Source organism: Mesorhizobium sp. M0496, assembly GCF_040321205.1.
Classification (GTDB): domain Bacteria; phylum Pseudomonadota; class Alphaproteobacteria; order Rhizobiales; family Rhizobiaceae; genus Mesorhizobium.
Map to the genome: position 1 here is coordinate 163,507 of NZ_JAMYRC010000001.1, position 14,227 is coordinate 177,733.

At 61.7% G+C, this 14,227-nt stretch carries 13 protein-coding genes; 9 read left to right on the top strand and 4 right to left on the bottom strand.

Going from position 1 to position 14,227, the window contains the following annotated elements:
- Positions 1–57: 57 nt before the first annotated feature.
- The gene (locus NKI73_RS00850) at positions 58–402 is read right to left on the bottom strand and encodes a VOC family protein (protein ID WP_352626627.1); all 345 of its coding nucleotides are present in this window, start codon (positions 400–402) and stop codon (positions 58–60) included.
- A gap of 227 nt (positions 403–629) precedes the next feature.
- On the opposite strand from NKI73_RS00850, the gene ppdK reads away from it, so the two are divergent.
- The 3 genes from ppdK to NKI73_RS00865 all read left to right on the top strand — a co-directional run bounded on the left by ppdK (position 630) and on the right by NKI73_RS00865 (position 5,438).
- Positions 630–3,308: a pyruvate, phosphate dikinase gene (gene ppdK, locus NKI73_RS00855; RefSeq protein WP_352626629.1), complete on the top strand. Its 2,679-nt coding sequence runs from the start codon at positions 630–632 to the stop codon at positions 3,306–3,308.
- 125 nt (positions 3,309–3,433) lie between these two features.
- Complete coding sequence (locus NKI73_RS00860; protein ID WP_352626631.1) at positions 3,434–4,537, top strand: glycosyltransferase family 9 protein; 1,104 nt, start codon at positions 3,434–3,436, stop codon at positions 4,535–4,537.
- Between the two features lie 181 nt (positions 4,538–4,718).
- Positions 4,719–5,438 (top strand): polysaccharide deacetylase family protein, encoded by a 720-nt coding sequence (locus tag NKI73_RS00865; protein ID WP_352627297.1) that lies wholly within the window; start codon positions 4,719–4,721, stop codon positions 5,436–5,438.
- A 173-nt stretch (positions 5,439–5,611) separates the two neighbouring features.
- Here the strand turns inward: NKI73_RS00865 and NKI73_RS00870 are convergent, their stop codons facing one another.
- Positions 5,612–6,001, bottom strand: a complete 390-nt coding sequence (locus tag NKI73_RS00870) for a DUF427 domain-containing protein (RefSeq protein WP_352626633.1) — start codon at positions 5,999–6,001, stop codon at positions 5,612–5,614.
- A 148-nt stretch (positions 6,002–6,149) separates the two neighbouring features.
- Positions 6,150–6,506, bottom strand: a complete 357-nt coding sequence (locus tag NKI73_RS00875; protein WP_352626635.1) for a hypothetical protein — start codon at positions 6,504–6,506, stop codon at positions 6,150–6,152.
- Positions 6,507–6,687: 181 nt separating this feature from the next.
- Here NKI73_RS00875 and NKI73_RS00880 point away from each other — a divergent pair, with 181 nt between their 5' ends.
- Positions 6,688–8,316, top strand: a complete 1,629-nt coding sequence (locus tag NKI73_RS00880; RefSeq protein WP_352626637.1) for a fatty-acid--CoA ligase — start codon at positions 6,688–6,690, stop codon at positions 8,314–8,316.
- Between the two features lie 80 nt (positions 8,317–8,396).
- The gene (locus NKI73_RS00885; protein ID WP_352626638.1) at positions 8,397–9,182 is read left to right on the top strand and encodes a DUF1499 domain-containing protein; all 786 of its coding nucleotides are present in this window, start codon (positions 8,397–8,399) and stop codon (positions 9,180–9,182) included.
- 70 nt (positions 9,183–9,252) lie between these two features.
- Here the strand turns inward: NKI73_RS00885 and NKI73_RS00890 are convergent, their stop codons facing one another.
- The gene (locus tag NKI73_RS00890; RefSeq protein ID WP_352626640.1) at positions 9,253–10,251 is read right to left on the bottom strand and encodes a LacI family DNA-binding transcriptional regulator; all 999 of its coding nucleotides are present in this window, start codon (positions 10,249–10,251) and stop codon (positions 9,253–9,255) included.
- Between the two features lie 243 nt (positions 10,252–10,494).
- On the opposite strand from NKI73_RS00890, the gene NKI73_RS00895 reads away from it, so the two are divergent.
- The 4 genes from NKI73_RS00895 to NKI73_RS00910 are packed head-to-tail and all read left to right on the top strand — an operon-like array spanning position 10,495 to position 14,220.
- Entirely contained in the window at positions 10,495–11,487 is a 993-nt protein-coding gene (locus NKI73_RS00895) for an ABC transporter substrate-binding protein (protein WP_352626641.1), read from the top strand.
- 27 nt (positions 11,488–11,514) lie between these two features.
- Positions 11,515–12,552, top strand: coding sequence for an ABC transporter ATP-binding protein (locus tag NKI73_RS00900; RefSeq protein ID WP_352627299.1), 1,038 nt, complete (start codon positions 11,515–11,517; stop codon positions 12,550–12,552).
- Positions 12,549–13,436, top strand: coding sequence for an ABC transporter permease (locus tag NKI73_RS00905; RefSeq protein WP_352626643.1), 888 nt, complete (start codon positions 12,549–12,551; stop codon positions 13,434–13,436). Before NKI73_RS00900 ends, NKI73_RS00905 begins: the two co-directional genes overlap by 4 nt.
- Positions 13,429–14,220 carry an ABC transporter permease gene (locus tag NKI73_RS00910; RefSeq protein ID WP_352624600.1) on the top strand — a complete coding sequence of 264 codons (792 nt, stop codon included), beginning with the start codon at positions 13,429–13,431 and terminating at the stop codon, positions 14,218–14,220. The genes NKI73_RS00905 and NKI73_RS00910 overlap by 8 nt, the downstream gene beginning before the upstream one ends.
- Positions 14,221–14,227: the final 7 nt, after the last annotated feature.

Genomic DNA, 14,227 nt, shown 5'->3' on the forward strand with positions numbered 1-14,227 from the left:
CAGTCAGAACGATCAAATTTGGTCAGGCAAAGCAGCGCCGCCGGACGACATGGGCGGCTACTCGGACCACACAGCCATCTCGTTGCCGGCCGGATCGACAAAGTGGAAGCGCCGGCCGCCGGGGAATGAAAAGATCGGCTTGACGATCATGCCGCCGGCGCTCTCGACGGCACCGAGCGTATCTTCCAGATCCTTGCTGTAAAGCACGGGTAGCGGCTTGGCTGGCGCTTCCCCGGCGTCGGCCTGGAAGCCACCGTCCAGGCCTTCGGAAAAAGCCGAATAGGTCGGTCCATAGTCGGTGAACGACCAGGCAAAGGCATTGCTGTAGAAGGCCTTGAGCCGGTCCAGCGTTCCACCGGTCGCCGGCATTTCCAGATAGTCGAGTTTTCCGGACAGTTTCATGAATCACCCCGTTTGTTCCCTTTATGTTCTACCGTAAAAGCCTAGGAATGGCAAGTCTTTTTGACGCATCCTCGGACCGGGCTTTTGCTTAATCGATTGTAGCGGCCGCGCGGCTGCGCCTACGCCTTGCCTTTCGCACTGCAGCATCATATCGCTCCAAAGTCGGACACAGGCGGAGCTTTCCATTTCGCCAATCTTTCCAATCTCCTGCAACCGGAGAGCAAAGCATGACCAAATGGGTTTTCACCTTTGGCGATGGCGCGGCGGAAGGCCGTGCCGGCGACAGGAATCTGCTGGGCGGCAAGGGCGCCAACCTGGCCGAGATGTGCAGCCTGGGCCTGCCGGTGCCGCCGGGCTTCACCATCACCACAGAGGTCTGTAACGCCTATTATGCCAATGGCCGTACCTATCCGGCCGAGTTGGAAGCCGATGTCGCGGTTGCGCTCGATCACATCGGACATTTGACCGGCCGCCGGTTCGGCGACCCGTCGAAACTGCTTTTGGTGTCGGTGCGTTCGGGGGCCCGCGCCTCGATGCCCGGCATGATGGACACCGTGCTCAATCTCGGGCTGAACGACGAGACGGTCGAGGCGCTGGCTGCCGATTCCGGCGATGCGCGCTTTGCCTATGACAGCTACCGCCGCTTCATCCAGATGTATTCCGACGTCGTCATGGGCCTCGACCATGAGGTGTTCGAGGAAATCCTGGAAGACCAGAAGGGCGGGCTCGGCCATGAACTCGACACCGAACTGACGGCGCTCGAATGGCAAGGTGTCATCGCGCTCTACAAGGCCAAGGTCGAGGAAGAACTCGGCAAGCCGTTTCCACAGGATCCGCACGAGCAGCTATGGGGCGCGATCGGCGCCGTGTTTTCGAGCTGGATGAACAATCGCGCCATCACCTACCGGCGCCTGCACGACATTCCCGAAAGCTGGGGCACGGCGGTCAACGTCCAGGCCATGGTGTTCGGCAATATGGGCGAGACGTCAGCCACCGGCGTCGCCTTCACCCGCAACCCGTCGACCGGTGAAAAGATGCTCTATGGCGAGTTCCTGGTGAACGCGCAGGGCGAGGACGTCGTCGCCGGCATCCGCACGCCGCAGAACATCACCGAGGCGGCGCGCATTGCGGCGGGCTCGGACAAGCCATCGCTGCAGAAGCTGATGCCGGACGCATTCCAGTCCTTCGTCACCATCTCCGACAGCCTGGAAAAGCACTATCGCGACATGCAGGATCTCGAATTCACCATCGAGCGCGGCAAGTTGTGGATGCTGCAGACCCGCTCCGGCAAGCGCACCGCCAAGGCGGCGCTGAAAATCGCCGTCGAGATGGCGCGCGACAGACTGATCACAAAAGAGGAAGCCGTCGCCCGCATCGACCCGGCCTCGCTCGACCAGCTGCTGCATCCGACCATCGATCCGAAAGCCGCGCGTGACGTCATCGGCATCGGATTGCCGGCGTCGCCCGGTGCCGCCACCGGCGAGATCGTCTTTTCCTCTGCTGACGCCGAGGAGTTGAAGACGCAAGGCCGCAAGGCGATCCTGGTGCGCATCGAAACCAGCCCCGAGGACATTCACGGGATGCATGCGGCGGAAGGCATCCTGACCACGCGCGGCGGCATGACCAGCCACGCCGCGGTGGTGGCGCGCGGCATGGGCAAGCCTTGCGTGTCGGGTGCCGGCTCGCTGCGTGTCGACTACAAGGCCGGCACGCTGATGGCGATGGGCTCGACCTTCCGCAAGGGCGATATCGTCACCATCGACGGCGGCAATGGCCAGGTGCTGAAAGGCGCCGTGGCGATGCTGCAGCCCGAACTTTCCGGCGATTTCGCCGCCATCATGGAGTGGGCGGACGCGGTACGCCGCATGAAGGTGCGCACCAATGCCGAAACGCCGCTCGACGCCCGCATGGCGCGCTCCTTCGGCGCCGAAGGCATCGGCCTTTGCCGCACCGAGCACATGTTCTTCGATGGCGACCGCATCGTCGCCATGCGCGAGATGATCCTGGCCGACACCGAAAAGGACCGGCGCACGGCGCTCGCCAAGCTTTTGCCGATGCAGCGTTCGGATTTTCTCGAACTGTTCGAGATCATGGCCGGCCTGCCGGTGACGATCCGTCTGCTCGATCCGCCGCTGCACGAATTCCTGCCCAAGACCGAGGAGGAGGTGGCCGAGGTTGCCGCCGCCATGAAGGTGTCGCCGGACAAACTCAGGCAGCGGACCGAGGCGCTGCACGAGTTCAACCCGATGCTCGGCCATCGCGGCTGCCGCTTGGCCGTCTCCTATCCCGAAATCGCCGAGATGCAGGCGCGTGCCATTTTCGAGGCGGCCGTCGAGGCCGGCAAGAAGGCCGGCGCGCTTGTGGTCCCCGAAATCATGGTGCCGCTGGTCGGCCTGGTAAAGGAACTCGACTACGTCAAGGCGCGCATAGATGCCGTCGCCAAGAGCGTCATGGAGGAAACCGGCGTCAACATCGACTATCTCACCGGCACCATGATCGAACTGCCGCGCGCGGCGATCCGCGCCCATGTCATCGCGCAGTCGGCCGAGTTCTTCTCCTTCGGCACCAACGACCTGACCCAGACGACGTTCGGCATTTCGCGCGACGATGCGGCGTCGTTCCTTGAGACATACCGCCAGAAAGGCATTATCGACCAGGATCCGTTCGTCTCGCTCGATATCGACGGCGTCGGCGAACTGGTGCGCATGGCTGCCGAAAAAGGCAAGGCAACACGGCCCGACATCAAGCTCGGCATCTGCGGCGAACATGGCGGCGACCCGGCCTCGATCCGCTTTTGCGAAGAGGTCGGGCTCGACTACGTGTCCTGCTCGCCCTATCGCGTACCGATCGCCAGGCTGGCTGCCGCACAGGCGGCGGTGCTGGTCGCAAAGGCAGGCCGCGGCTAGGATCCGTTCAGATCGAGCTTACGGTTTTGTAAGCCAATTCACGCGAACGTGCTGGCGGCATTGCATAATTTCGACACTGTTCGCGCCCAATTTGCGGACATCCTGCCAATTGTTTCCGGAAGCAGATGTTGCAGACCTCACCCGCGCCGTTTCGCTCTATCCTGGTCATTCAAACGAAGTTCATCGGAGATCTCGTCCTCGCCTCGGTGCTCTCCGAAAACCTGCGGCTTGAATTCCCCGATACTAGGCTTGTGTTTCTGTGCGAGGCTCGCTTCGAGAGCTTCGTGATCGCCCATGGCATCGCATCCGAAGTGGTCACGTTCAGCCGCGCCCGCATGCGCGGCACCCCGCTGGAGCGTGGCAAAGAGCTTTACGCTACGGTGCGGGCGCTGCGCCGCTTCCGCTTCGACCTGACGATCGATCTGGCCGATTCGAAGACGTCGCGGCTCATCAACGGGTTCGTCAACGCAAGGACCCGCGTCGGCTACAATCCTTCCGAAAGACCCTTGCGTATGCTGGAGCGCCAGCCCGCCAACGTTTTTGCCAAGCCCTACGGCTTTGACGGTCAGCATTTTCTGTACCGCTACCTCTCGCCGCTCGAAGCGCTCGGCATCGAACTCCGCAAGGTGATTCCGAGCCTTCAGCCGCTGCCGCTGGAGACGGCGAAGGCATTGACGCTGCTGGGCAAGCACTACCTGCGGCCAAACGCCTTCATCGCCGTGCATGCGGGTGCAAGCTTCGAGGGGCGACGTTGGCAGCCGGAGCGATTTGCCGCGGCGATCGGCGAGATTGTGGGCGAAACCGGTCTGGACGTCGTCCTGGTAGGCGGCCCGGACGAGCGGAAGATTGCCGAACGTATCGTCGCCAGGACCGCGCCGTCGGTCGTCAATCTCGTCGGTGACCTGTCGCTCGAAAGTCTGCTGGCGGTGCTGAAGCAAGCCCGGCTGTTTCTCGGCAACGAGAGCGGCCCGATGCACATGGCCGCCGCTACCGGAACCCCGGTTGTCGGGCTGTTCGGTTTGACGCATCCGTCGCGCTGGGGTCCTGTCGGCGTGCCCAGCATCTCGCTCCAGCCGCCGATGCCTTGCAACTGCCTGGCCAAGGGCCTCTGCCGCGCGCCGGATCCCAGCAGGGCCTGCTGCGTCTGGGGCCTAGAGGTCAAGCCGGTTGTCGACGCGGTGCGCGAGGTTCTTTCGCGCACCGAAATGAAACTGGGACGCGCCATCTGACATTATGGTCGCGCGGACAACCGCTATCGCGGAATGGCCTGTTCACCACACGAACGGTCAAATTGTCGCGCCGCGCGCTTTTCTGCTATCCACCATCCCGATTTCCGCCTTCATGCGGGTCTAGGGATGCCTGCTTGAAACGACCGGTCAGGAATTCGGTTTGCTGCAAAAAAATCTCTGCATGATCGCCATGTCGTTGGCCATGGTATCCGCCGGTCATGCCGCGCCGCTCGTCGAGCCCACGCTGCACATCAGGCCGGAGGCGAGCGGAGCCGGCCGCGTTGCGCTCACGCTCGATGCCTGCGGTGGACAGACCGACAACCGGATCCTTTCGGCGCTGGTGGACAACAAGATCCCCGCCACCATTTTCGTGACCGGCATCTGGCTGAAGCGAAACGCCGCCGCCGTCGAGATCATGCGGGCGCATCCCGATCTGTTCGAGCTGGAAAATCACGGTGGCCATCATATCCCGGCGGTCGACACGCCGCAGAAGATCTACGGCATCCGCAGCGCCGGCAGCCCGGACGCGGTGCTGGCCGAGGTCGAGTCGGGTGCCGCTGCTCTTGCCGGGACCGGCGAGCCGGCGCCGAAATGGTTTCGTGGCGCGACCGCCGAATACAGCCCGTCGGCAATCGCCATGATCCGCAAGCTTGGCTTCAAGATCGCGGGATTCTCGATAAACGGCGACGGCGGCTCATTGCTTGGCGCCAAGGAGACGGCGCGGCGCATTGCGGCGGCCAAGGACGGTGATGTGATTATCTCGCACATCAACCAGCCGACCCATGCCGCCGGCGAAGGCGTGGTGCAGGGGCTCCTGGCGCTCAAGGCCAAGGGCCTGACCTTTGTGCGGCTCGACGATGCCGATGCCGATGGTCTTGGCGATCACGGCACCACCGACTGACCGGTGCATTGATATTCAGGTGATGCCGGCCTGCGAATGTTGGTTTCCTGCGCTTCCGGTACTCACGGACCAAAAGTCCGCTCCGTTCCGGTTCTCGGAACCCACCATTCTCGACTCGGCCTGACCTGAATCTCAATGCACTGACGCCGAGTTCGCCTGGGTTGGAAAATCGCTCAGTCCGGTTTGGCTTCGATGCTGACCTTGCTGGCGTAGAACGCGCCGTGGTTGCGGATCTCAGCCATTTCGTCGAAAGGATGCTCGTAGGCCCACATTGCGTTCTGGCCGGTTTCGCCGGCAGGCAGCACGCTCCAATAGCTTGCATCGCCCTTGTAGGGGCAATGGGTCGAGTGTTCGGTGCTGCTGAGCTTGCCGAAATCGATGTCGGCGAACGGAATGTAGAAGGCCGCGGGATAGGGGGCCTCGGTCAGCACCTTGGCCTTCGCGGATGAAGCGATGACCACGTCTCCGGCGCGCACGGTGACGGTGCCGGCGTAGGGCTCGATGGTGATGACCTTGTCGGGATTGCGTTGAAAACCGGGGGAGGGGTTGGCGATCTGATCCATGCGGGGTCTCCTTGCGTCGACTTTAAGTGTGTCGCGCAAGGGCATTGTGCAAGGTCTGCTGTCGCCATCCAGCACGCAAGGCCTTACCGAGGCCGACACTGACAGATCGCGCCTCCGAAGCTAATTGAAACACCTGCCGCCAGCGCGGTCAGGCGGCAGCCTTGAACACGTCCATGAGACCGGCATAGGCGGCTGCGATGCCGGCCACCGGGTTGCTGCTTCTCGACGCTGTCTCTACCTTCAAGGGGCCGCCGCCGGTCGGCAGGGTGAGCAGCAGGAACTGGCGATTGCCGCCGTCGCCGACGGATGCGGCCGCGACATGCTGGCCTTCACCCTGGTTCTGGACGCACATCTTGAACAGCAGCGTGCCGCCGACCGCTTCGAGCGCGCCGCCGACAACTTCAACAAATTCGTCTTCGGAAACAGTCTTTGCATCCGGCACCAGATCGGCCAGACCTTCGGCAAGCGTACTCTCAAGGGCCTTGTCGTCGAGCTGCGCGTCCATGCGAACCTCTTTCAGTCGCCAATCGCCCCTTGCCCGTTAACGAAGCTTAACGCCGACGATGGCCGGATTGTGGCGGTTTTCCACCAATGCAGCGCTCGGCTGCGCTGGCGGCTGGACAATCCGGCGGTTCGCTCCACAATGGCACAAAAAGCACAACGCAAAAGCGTGAGGGAGGAACCAAATGCTGGGACTGATGCAGGAATGGCCGCTGCTTTGCCACAAGCTCATCGACAATGCCGAGCGGCAGCATGGCGTGCGCGAGATCGTGTCGCGCTCGATCGAGGGGCCGATCGTGCGCACCACCTATGCCGACATCCATCGTCGCGCCCTGAAGGTCGCCCAGCGGCTGGAGCGTGACGGCTACCGCTTGGGCGACCGCATCGCCACGCTGGCCTGGAACACCGCGCGCCACATCGAGGCCTGGTATGGCATCATGGGCATCGGCGCCATCTACCACACGCTCAATCCGCGGCTGTTTCCCGAGCAGATCGTCTGGATCATGAACCACGCCGAGGACAAGGCTGTCTTCGTCGACCTGACCTTCATGCCACTGCTGGAGAAGATCGCCGGTGCCGTCAAATCGCTGAAACAGGTGATTGTGCTGACCGACAAGGCGCACATGCCGCAGACGACCTTGCCGAATGTGGTCGCCTACGAGGACTGGCTTGACGAGGCGGATGGCGACTTCGCCTGGAAGACCTTCGACGAAGGCACCGCCGCCGGCATGTGCTACACGTCGGGCACGACGGGTGATCCCAAAGGCGTCGTCTACAGCCACCGTTCGAACGTGCTGCACGCCATGATCGCCGCCATGCCCGACGCCATGGGTCTGTCGTCGCGCGATACGATCTTGCCGGTCGTGCCGATGTTCCACGCCAATGCATGGGGTCTTGGCCAGAGCGGACCGATGATCGGCGCCAAGCTGGTCATGCCTGGCTGCAAGATGGACGGCGCCTCGATCTATGAACTGCTCGACACCGAGAAGGTGACCTTCAGCGCCGCCGTGCCGACCGTCTGGATGATGCTGCTGCAGCATCTGGAGGAGAGCGGCAAGAAGCTTCCCTATCTCAACAAGGTCGTCATCGGCGGCTCGTCCTGCCCGCGCGCGATCATGACGAAGTTTCAGCAGAACTATGATGTTCAGGTCATCCATGCCTGGGGCATGACCGAAATGTCGCCGCTCGGCACGCTGTGCACCTTGAAGCCGGACTATGTCGGGCTTCAAGGGGAAGCCCGACTCGATGTCCAGCAGAAACAGGGCTATCCGCCCTTCGGCGTCGAAATGAAGGTGACCGACGACGACAACAAAGAGCAGCCCTGGGATGGCAAGACATTTGGCCGCCTGAAAGTGCGTGGACCGGCCGTTGCCCGCGCCTATTATGGCGGTGCTGGCCCGGAACAGTTCGACGAGGATGGCTGGTTCGACACGGGCGACGTCGCTCACATCGACGCCGGCGGCTACATGCAGATCACCGATCGCGCCAAGGACGTCATCAAGTCCGGCGGCGAATGGATTTCGACCATCGACCTCGAGAATCTGGCTGTCGGCCACCCCGATGTCGCCGAGGCCGCAGCCATCGGCGTCCCTCATTCGAAATGGGGCGAGCGGCCATTGCTGGTCGTCGTCCGCAAGCCGGGCAAGGAACCGACCAAAGCGGACATTCTCGGCTTCATGGACGGCAAGGTGGCCAAATGGTGGATGCCGGACGATGTCGCCTTCGTCAGCGAAATCCCACACACCGCCACCGGCAAGATCCAGAAGATCACCTTGCGCCAGCAGTTCAAGGATTATCGCTTGCCGACGGATTGATGGGATGTTGCGTGTTTCGGCTTCATGCCATTGCAAAAAGGTTCTAAGTCTCCGTTCGGGTTGGGGTGGTGCGGCAATCGATGGCAAGTATTCCTGAACGGCAAACGTCGAGGGCGGCCGGCTGGTCGCGGCGCACGGCCGCTTTTTCATTGGTGTTGTTGCTTACGGTCTTCGTAGGCCATCGCTTCGACCTCGTCGAAACGCCGGCTTTCCTGTGGGTGCTGGGCATTGTCGCTCTGCTGGCGGCTCTGGCGCTGTTGTTTGCCGGATTTGCCTTTTCGCGGCTGTGGAACTTCGGCGACCGCGGCGGTCGCGACCTGACAGTCGGCGCCCTCCTGGCGTTGCTGGTGCTCGCACCTTTTGGCGTTGCCGCCTACTGGGCGACAATCTATCCGCCGCTCAGGGATATCTCGACCGATTTCGACGAGCCGCCGGCGCTCGACGTGAGTGACCGAACGAAGGAGATGAACGTGCTCTCCCCGTCGACGCCTGGCGAACAGCGGCTGCAGACCGATAGCTATCCGCTGGTCAGCGCACGCAGCTACGACCTGCCGTTCGAGACTGTCGTCAATGCCGTCGAAACCGTGCTCGACCGGCGCGATTGGGATCTCTCCGAACCCTATCCTGACCTCGCCGGGCAAAGTGACGTGACCATTACCGCAGTCGCCAAGGGGTTCGTGATCGGTCTTCCCGCCGACGTTGCGATCCGCGTGACCGACGATGGCGATGCGGTCATCGTCGACATGCGGTCAGCTTCGCGATACGGCCGCTTCGATCTCGGCGACAACGCCGCGCGTATCGTCGATTTCCTCGCCGAACTCGACCAGGAAGTCGCCGGTCAGGTTGGTGCGGCGCCGGCCGAGTGATGGTTCAGAATTTGTTGTAGTTAGGCGGATCCGCCTGTCGCCGTAGAGATGCAGCTTGAGCTGCGGCCGACTATTCGCCAGGGTCGAACTCACCTTTGAACAAGACTGTCTCCACCGGCCCGAGGGGATTGACGATCCGGCTCTCCAGGACTTCGACAAGTTTGCGTCCGACACCCGCTATGTCCACGAAATGAACGCCGATCTTCGCAGGCAGGAAGCGCGATAGCCGCGTGCTATCCCGAGTGACAATGTGGATGTCACTCCCTGGCGCGAGACCTCTTCTGCCAAGAGCGTGTAGTGCCCCCAGAAGGCCAAGTTCGTTGGCGCATGCCAAGCCCGTCGGCGGATCTGACCAGGCCAGCATGCGATCGAACCAGGCTGCGCTCGATTCCATGGTGAACATTCCATGACCGATCAGCGACTGATCGATCGGAATACCAGCCTCGGCCATTGCCCTTCCATACCCGGAAAGACGCATGGCACTCGCCTGGTCCCCCGGAACGAGAAGTTGCAGCGCAATGCGTCGGCAGCCCTTGTCCATGAGCCACCGGGTCGCCTCGTAGGCAATCTGTTCATTGTCGATGTCGACATAAGGATATGCTGTATCCAGGTCAGTTCTTCCAAACGCGACGAATGGCATGCCTCTATCCAGCAATAGCTTAACGCGCGGATCACCCGAGACCATACGCGTGATAATCAGTCCGTCTGTGCTGCCCGCCTGAAGCTGTCGCTGCACACTCTCGACGGGATCGTCATCGGGCGTAGTGGAATAGATGGACAGACTATAACCCGCTTGCCGCGCCGCCAGCGTCATGCCTTCGATCAAGGGAAGCTTCAACAGATCGGACAGATGGTCTTGTGTCTCCATCGGGTATACGGCCGTCATCGTCAGCGTACGGCCAGTTTTGAGCGCGCGGCCATGATGATTTGGCACATAGCTGACCCGCTTCGCCGCCTCCTTGACGCGAGCGATGGTGGCGGGATGAACTTCCGGCCCATCCTTTAGAGCGCGCGACACCGTGGTCACCGAAAGGGAAAGTTCCGCCGCGATCTGTTTTAGATTGGCCACCTCGCCCGACCTCATTTGTGAAAGCGCCGGCTGATCTTGCTGACCGTCACACGCTACCGGATTCCACCTCACGGTCAATCCAAGCTCTCGCTAAAGCAGCTTGACACTGGCACGCTTCGATGCAATCGTAACGTTACGATTACAAAGAAATGGCTATTTTAAGCGCATCTTGACAAATCCCAAGGAGGAGAACCTATGTCCTGGCTACGCATTTCCTTGACGACATTGGCTATCTCGACCGCCGTGCCGGTCTATGCCCAATCAGTCACCATCACGACCGCGGGTGGCGACTATGGCACCGCCATGAAGGAGGCCATGTGGGCCCCTGCTGCAAAAGAGCTTGGCTATGATGTCCGCGAGGAGACCCTAAGCGACGGCCTGGCCGCCCTGAAGATGCAGGTCACCTCAGGTGCGGTCACAACCGACGTCATTCACCTGGGCTCACCGGAAGGCGCGCAGGCCGCCGCACAATCGCTGCTGGAGCCGCTCGACTACAAGATCATCGACCCAAAGGCCGTGCCGGACGGCGCAAAGTCCGACTACTGCTATCCGTTCGACTCCTATGGCACCGTCTTATCGTGGAACACCAAGACCTATGGCGAGAACCCGCCGAAGACATGGGCGGAGTTCTGGGACGTTGCCAAATTTCCCGGCCGTCGTGCGCTGCGTGCCAATGCGCAAGACTCGATTGAGATCGCACTGCTCTCCGATGGCGTAGCACCGGCGGACGTCTATCCCGTTCTCAGCACGCCGGAGGGGCTGGATCGCGCCATCAAGCGGCTTGAAGCAATCAAACCAAATGTCGCCGTGTGGTGGACCTCGGGAGCGCAGTCGGCGCAGTTGCTGAAAGATGGTGAGGCGGATTTGGTCGTTACCTGGAACGGGCGGGCCCAAACCGTGAAAGCGGATGGCGGCGCGGCCGACTACACGTTCAAGGGTTCGGTCATTGGCACCGACTGTCTTGCGGTGCCGAAGGGGGCGCCGAACAAGGAAGCAGCTATGAAGCTCATCGCGGCGATGACACAGCCCGCGCGCGTGGCGAAGCTGACCGACTTCATAGCCTATGGCCCGGTCAATCCTGCTGGCTATGAGGGTGGCCTTATCCCCGAAGACCGTCTCAAGACCCTGGCGACCGCGCCTGAAAATGCCGGCACTTCGGTGTTTTCGAATTCAGAATGGTGGGTCAAGAATGGCGAGGCTGCCCAAAAAGCCTTTGATGAGATGATGGCCCGCTGAGTCTCAGCTCTAAGGCTTGAGCACATGATGAAGTCGCTCCCGATCACCATCGACAGCGTGCGCAAGGCCTATGGGTCTTACGTCGCGCTGGACGATGTCTCGCTCGACATTCGGGCTGGCGAATTCCTCACGCTGCTGGGGCCGTCGGGATCGGGCAAGACCACGCTGCTCATGGCTTTGGCCGGTTTTGTCCGGCCCGATTCCGGTAAACTCTTGTTGGACGATCGGGACATCACTCGCCTGGCCCCCAACAAGCGGGACATCGGCATAGTATTCCAGAACTACGCCTTGTTCCCCCACATGAACGTCCTGGCAAATGTCGCGTATCCGTTGGTGCTGCGCAAGGTGCCGAAAGCCGAGGCCCGCCAGCGGGCGCTCGGCACTTTGGCCCGCGTGAAGCTCGAAGGTTTGGCGGAGCGCAACATTGCCGCATTGTCCGGCGGCCAGCGCCAGCGCGTAGCGTTGGCGCGGGCGATCGTCTTCGAACCGCGCGTGATGCTGATGGACGAGCCGCTGTCGGCGCTCGACAAGAACCTGCGCGAGACCATGCAGTACGAGATCCGGCGTCTGCATGATCATCTACGGATCACCACGATCTATGTAACCCACGACCAGCGCGAAGCGCTGATTATGTCTGACCGGATTGCGGTGATGAATTCCGGCCGCATCCAGCAGATAGATACGCCGCAGCGGATTTATGATCGTCCATCGACCCGCTTCGTCGCGGAGTTCATGGGCGAGGCCAACATTGTGGCCCCGGGCTCGGCGCGCAGAATGGACGGCGCCGAAGCATCACGCGAAACCCTGATGATCCGCGCCGAAAGCTTCCATCTTGATGCGAAGCTCGTCGGGGGAGACGGGATAGCGCTCGAAGGAACACTGCGCGCCAAGGCGTTTCGCGGCGAGAACTGGCTTCTGACGCTTGTGTCGGACGGCGGGCAAGAGGTTCTTGTCTGCATTCCGGCAGCGCTGGCCGGCGGCTGCGCCGAGCTTGCCGCCGGTCAGCGGATGACCGCGTATGCACCGGCAGCGAAGGTTCACGCGATACCGGGAGCGATGGCGTGACCGTCGTCCGGGACCCGGCGCTCGCGGCGGACGCGCGGCGCGAGCGGCGGTTTTTTCTTTCACTTTCGCTCCCGGCGCTGTTCATCGTTGGACTGGCGGCGATACTGCCCATCCTTTGGATCATCCGGCAATCCTTCCTGACCACCGGGGGTGAGTACACCGTCGGCAACTACGAGAAGGTCCTTTCGAGCGGACTGACGTGGTCGGCGCTCGTCACGACCCTCGAACTATCCTTGGGTACACTGGCGGCCTGCATTGTTCTCGGCACTCCTCTGGCGCTGGCTCTGGCCAGCGTCAGACCAAGGCTAGCCAACGTGCTCATGGCGTTCGTCATGCTGCCGCTGTGGACCTCTATTCTGGTGCGTACCTATGGTTGGCTCGTGCTCTTGCGGCGCGACGGCCTGATCAACGCGGCTTTGACCGGTTCAGGCCTGACTGCGGAGCCATTGCCGCTGGTCTACAACTTCACGGGAACGCTCATCGGCATGGTGCACTATATGCTGCCACTTTTTCTGCTGCCTGTTTATGCTGCGATGCGCGATATCGACCCAAATCTCATTCGCGCGGCTGCGAGCATGGGGGCCACTCTCAGGCAAGTCATCCGCACAGTCATTATGCCGCTTTCGGCGGGCGGCATCTTCTCGGGTTCGATCATCGTCCTCATCTACGCCATAGGTTTTTTCATCACGCCGGCGGTGCTTGGCGGCGGCAAGGTAAATCCGCTCTCTACCCGGATCGAGCGTACACTATCGACCTTTCAGGATTGGGGGTCGGCAAGCGTCCTGGGCATTCTGCTCCTCGTTCTTATGGCGCTGATCGGCGTGATGTTGCTGGCGGCGCGCCGTCTGGTGGCCCGGAACACCGTGGAAGCCTCCCATGCTTGAAGCCTATCCGCAAAACAGGCTCGCCCGCATTTTGCTCTGGAGCTTTGCCGCTCTTGTCATGGCATTTCTGATGCTACCGACGCTCGTGGTGGTGCCGCTTTCCTTCTCGGCGTCGAATCTCCTCGAGTTTCCGCCGCACGCTTACTCGTTGCGCTGGTACGAGAACTTCTTCGGCTCGGCAACGTGGATGGCCGCGCTGAGAACGAGTTTGATCCTTGGGACGTTGACGGCGTTGATCGCGGTGCCTTTCGCGCTGCTCGCCTGCATTTCAATGAATCGGCTGGGCGGAAAGACCGCTGCGGCCATCCAGAGCGTCCTGCTGACCCCCTCGATCACCCCAGGTATCCTGCTTGCGATCGGTCTCTTCTTTGTGTTGGCCGCACAACATCTGATCGGAACGCTATTCGGTGTGCTGGTCGGACATGTGGTGCTGGCCGTTCCAGTCGCCTGCATTGTGTTGCTACCCGCTCTCGCCCGCTTTGACTGGAACCAGGTTCAGGCGGCGCGCAGCCTCGGTGCAAACTGGGCCAGGTCCATTGGCGGAATCATCGTTCCGCAACTTCGGATCAGCTTGCTGTCAGCGACATTGATGGCGTTCCTGACTTCGCTCGACGAGTCTGTGATTTCGATCTTCATCGCAAGTGGTCGCAACAGCACGATGCCGAAGCTTATGTTCCTGTCGCTGCGCGATCAGATCGATCCGACCATTGCGGCGATCTCGACATTGTGGACCGTCATCGTCGTGGCGGTGGTCCTGATTGTGACCCTTCGCCAAAAATCCTGACCGAGAC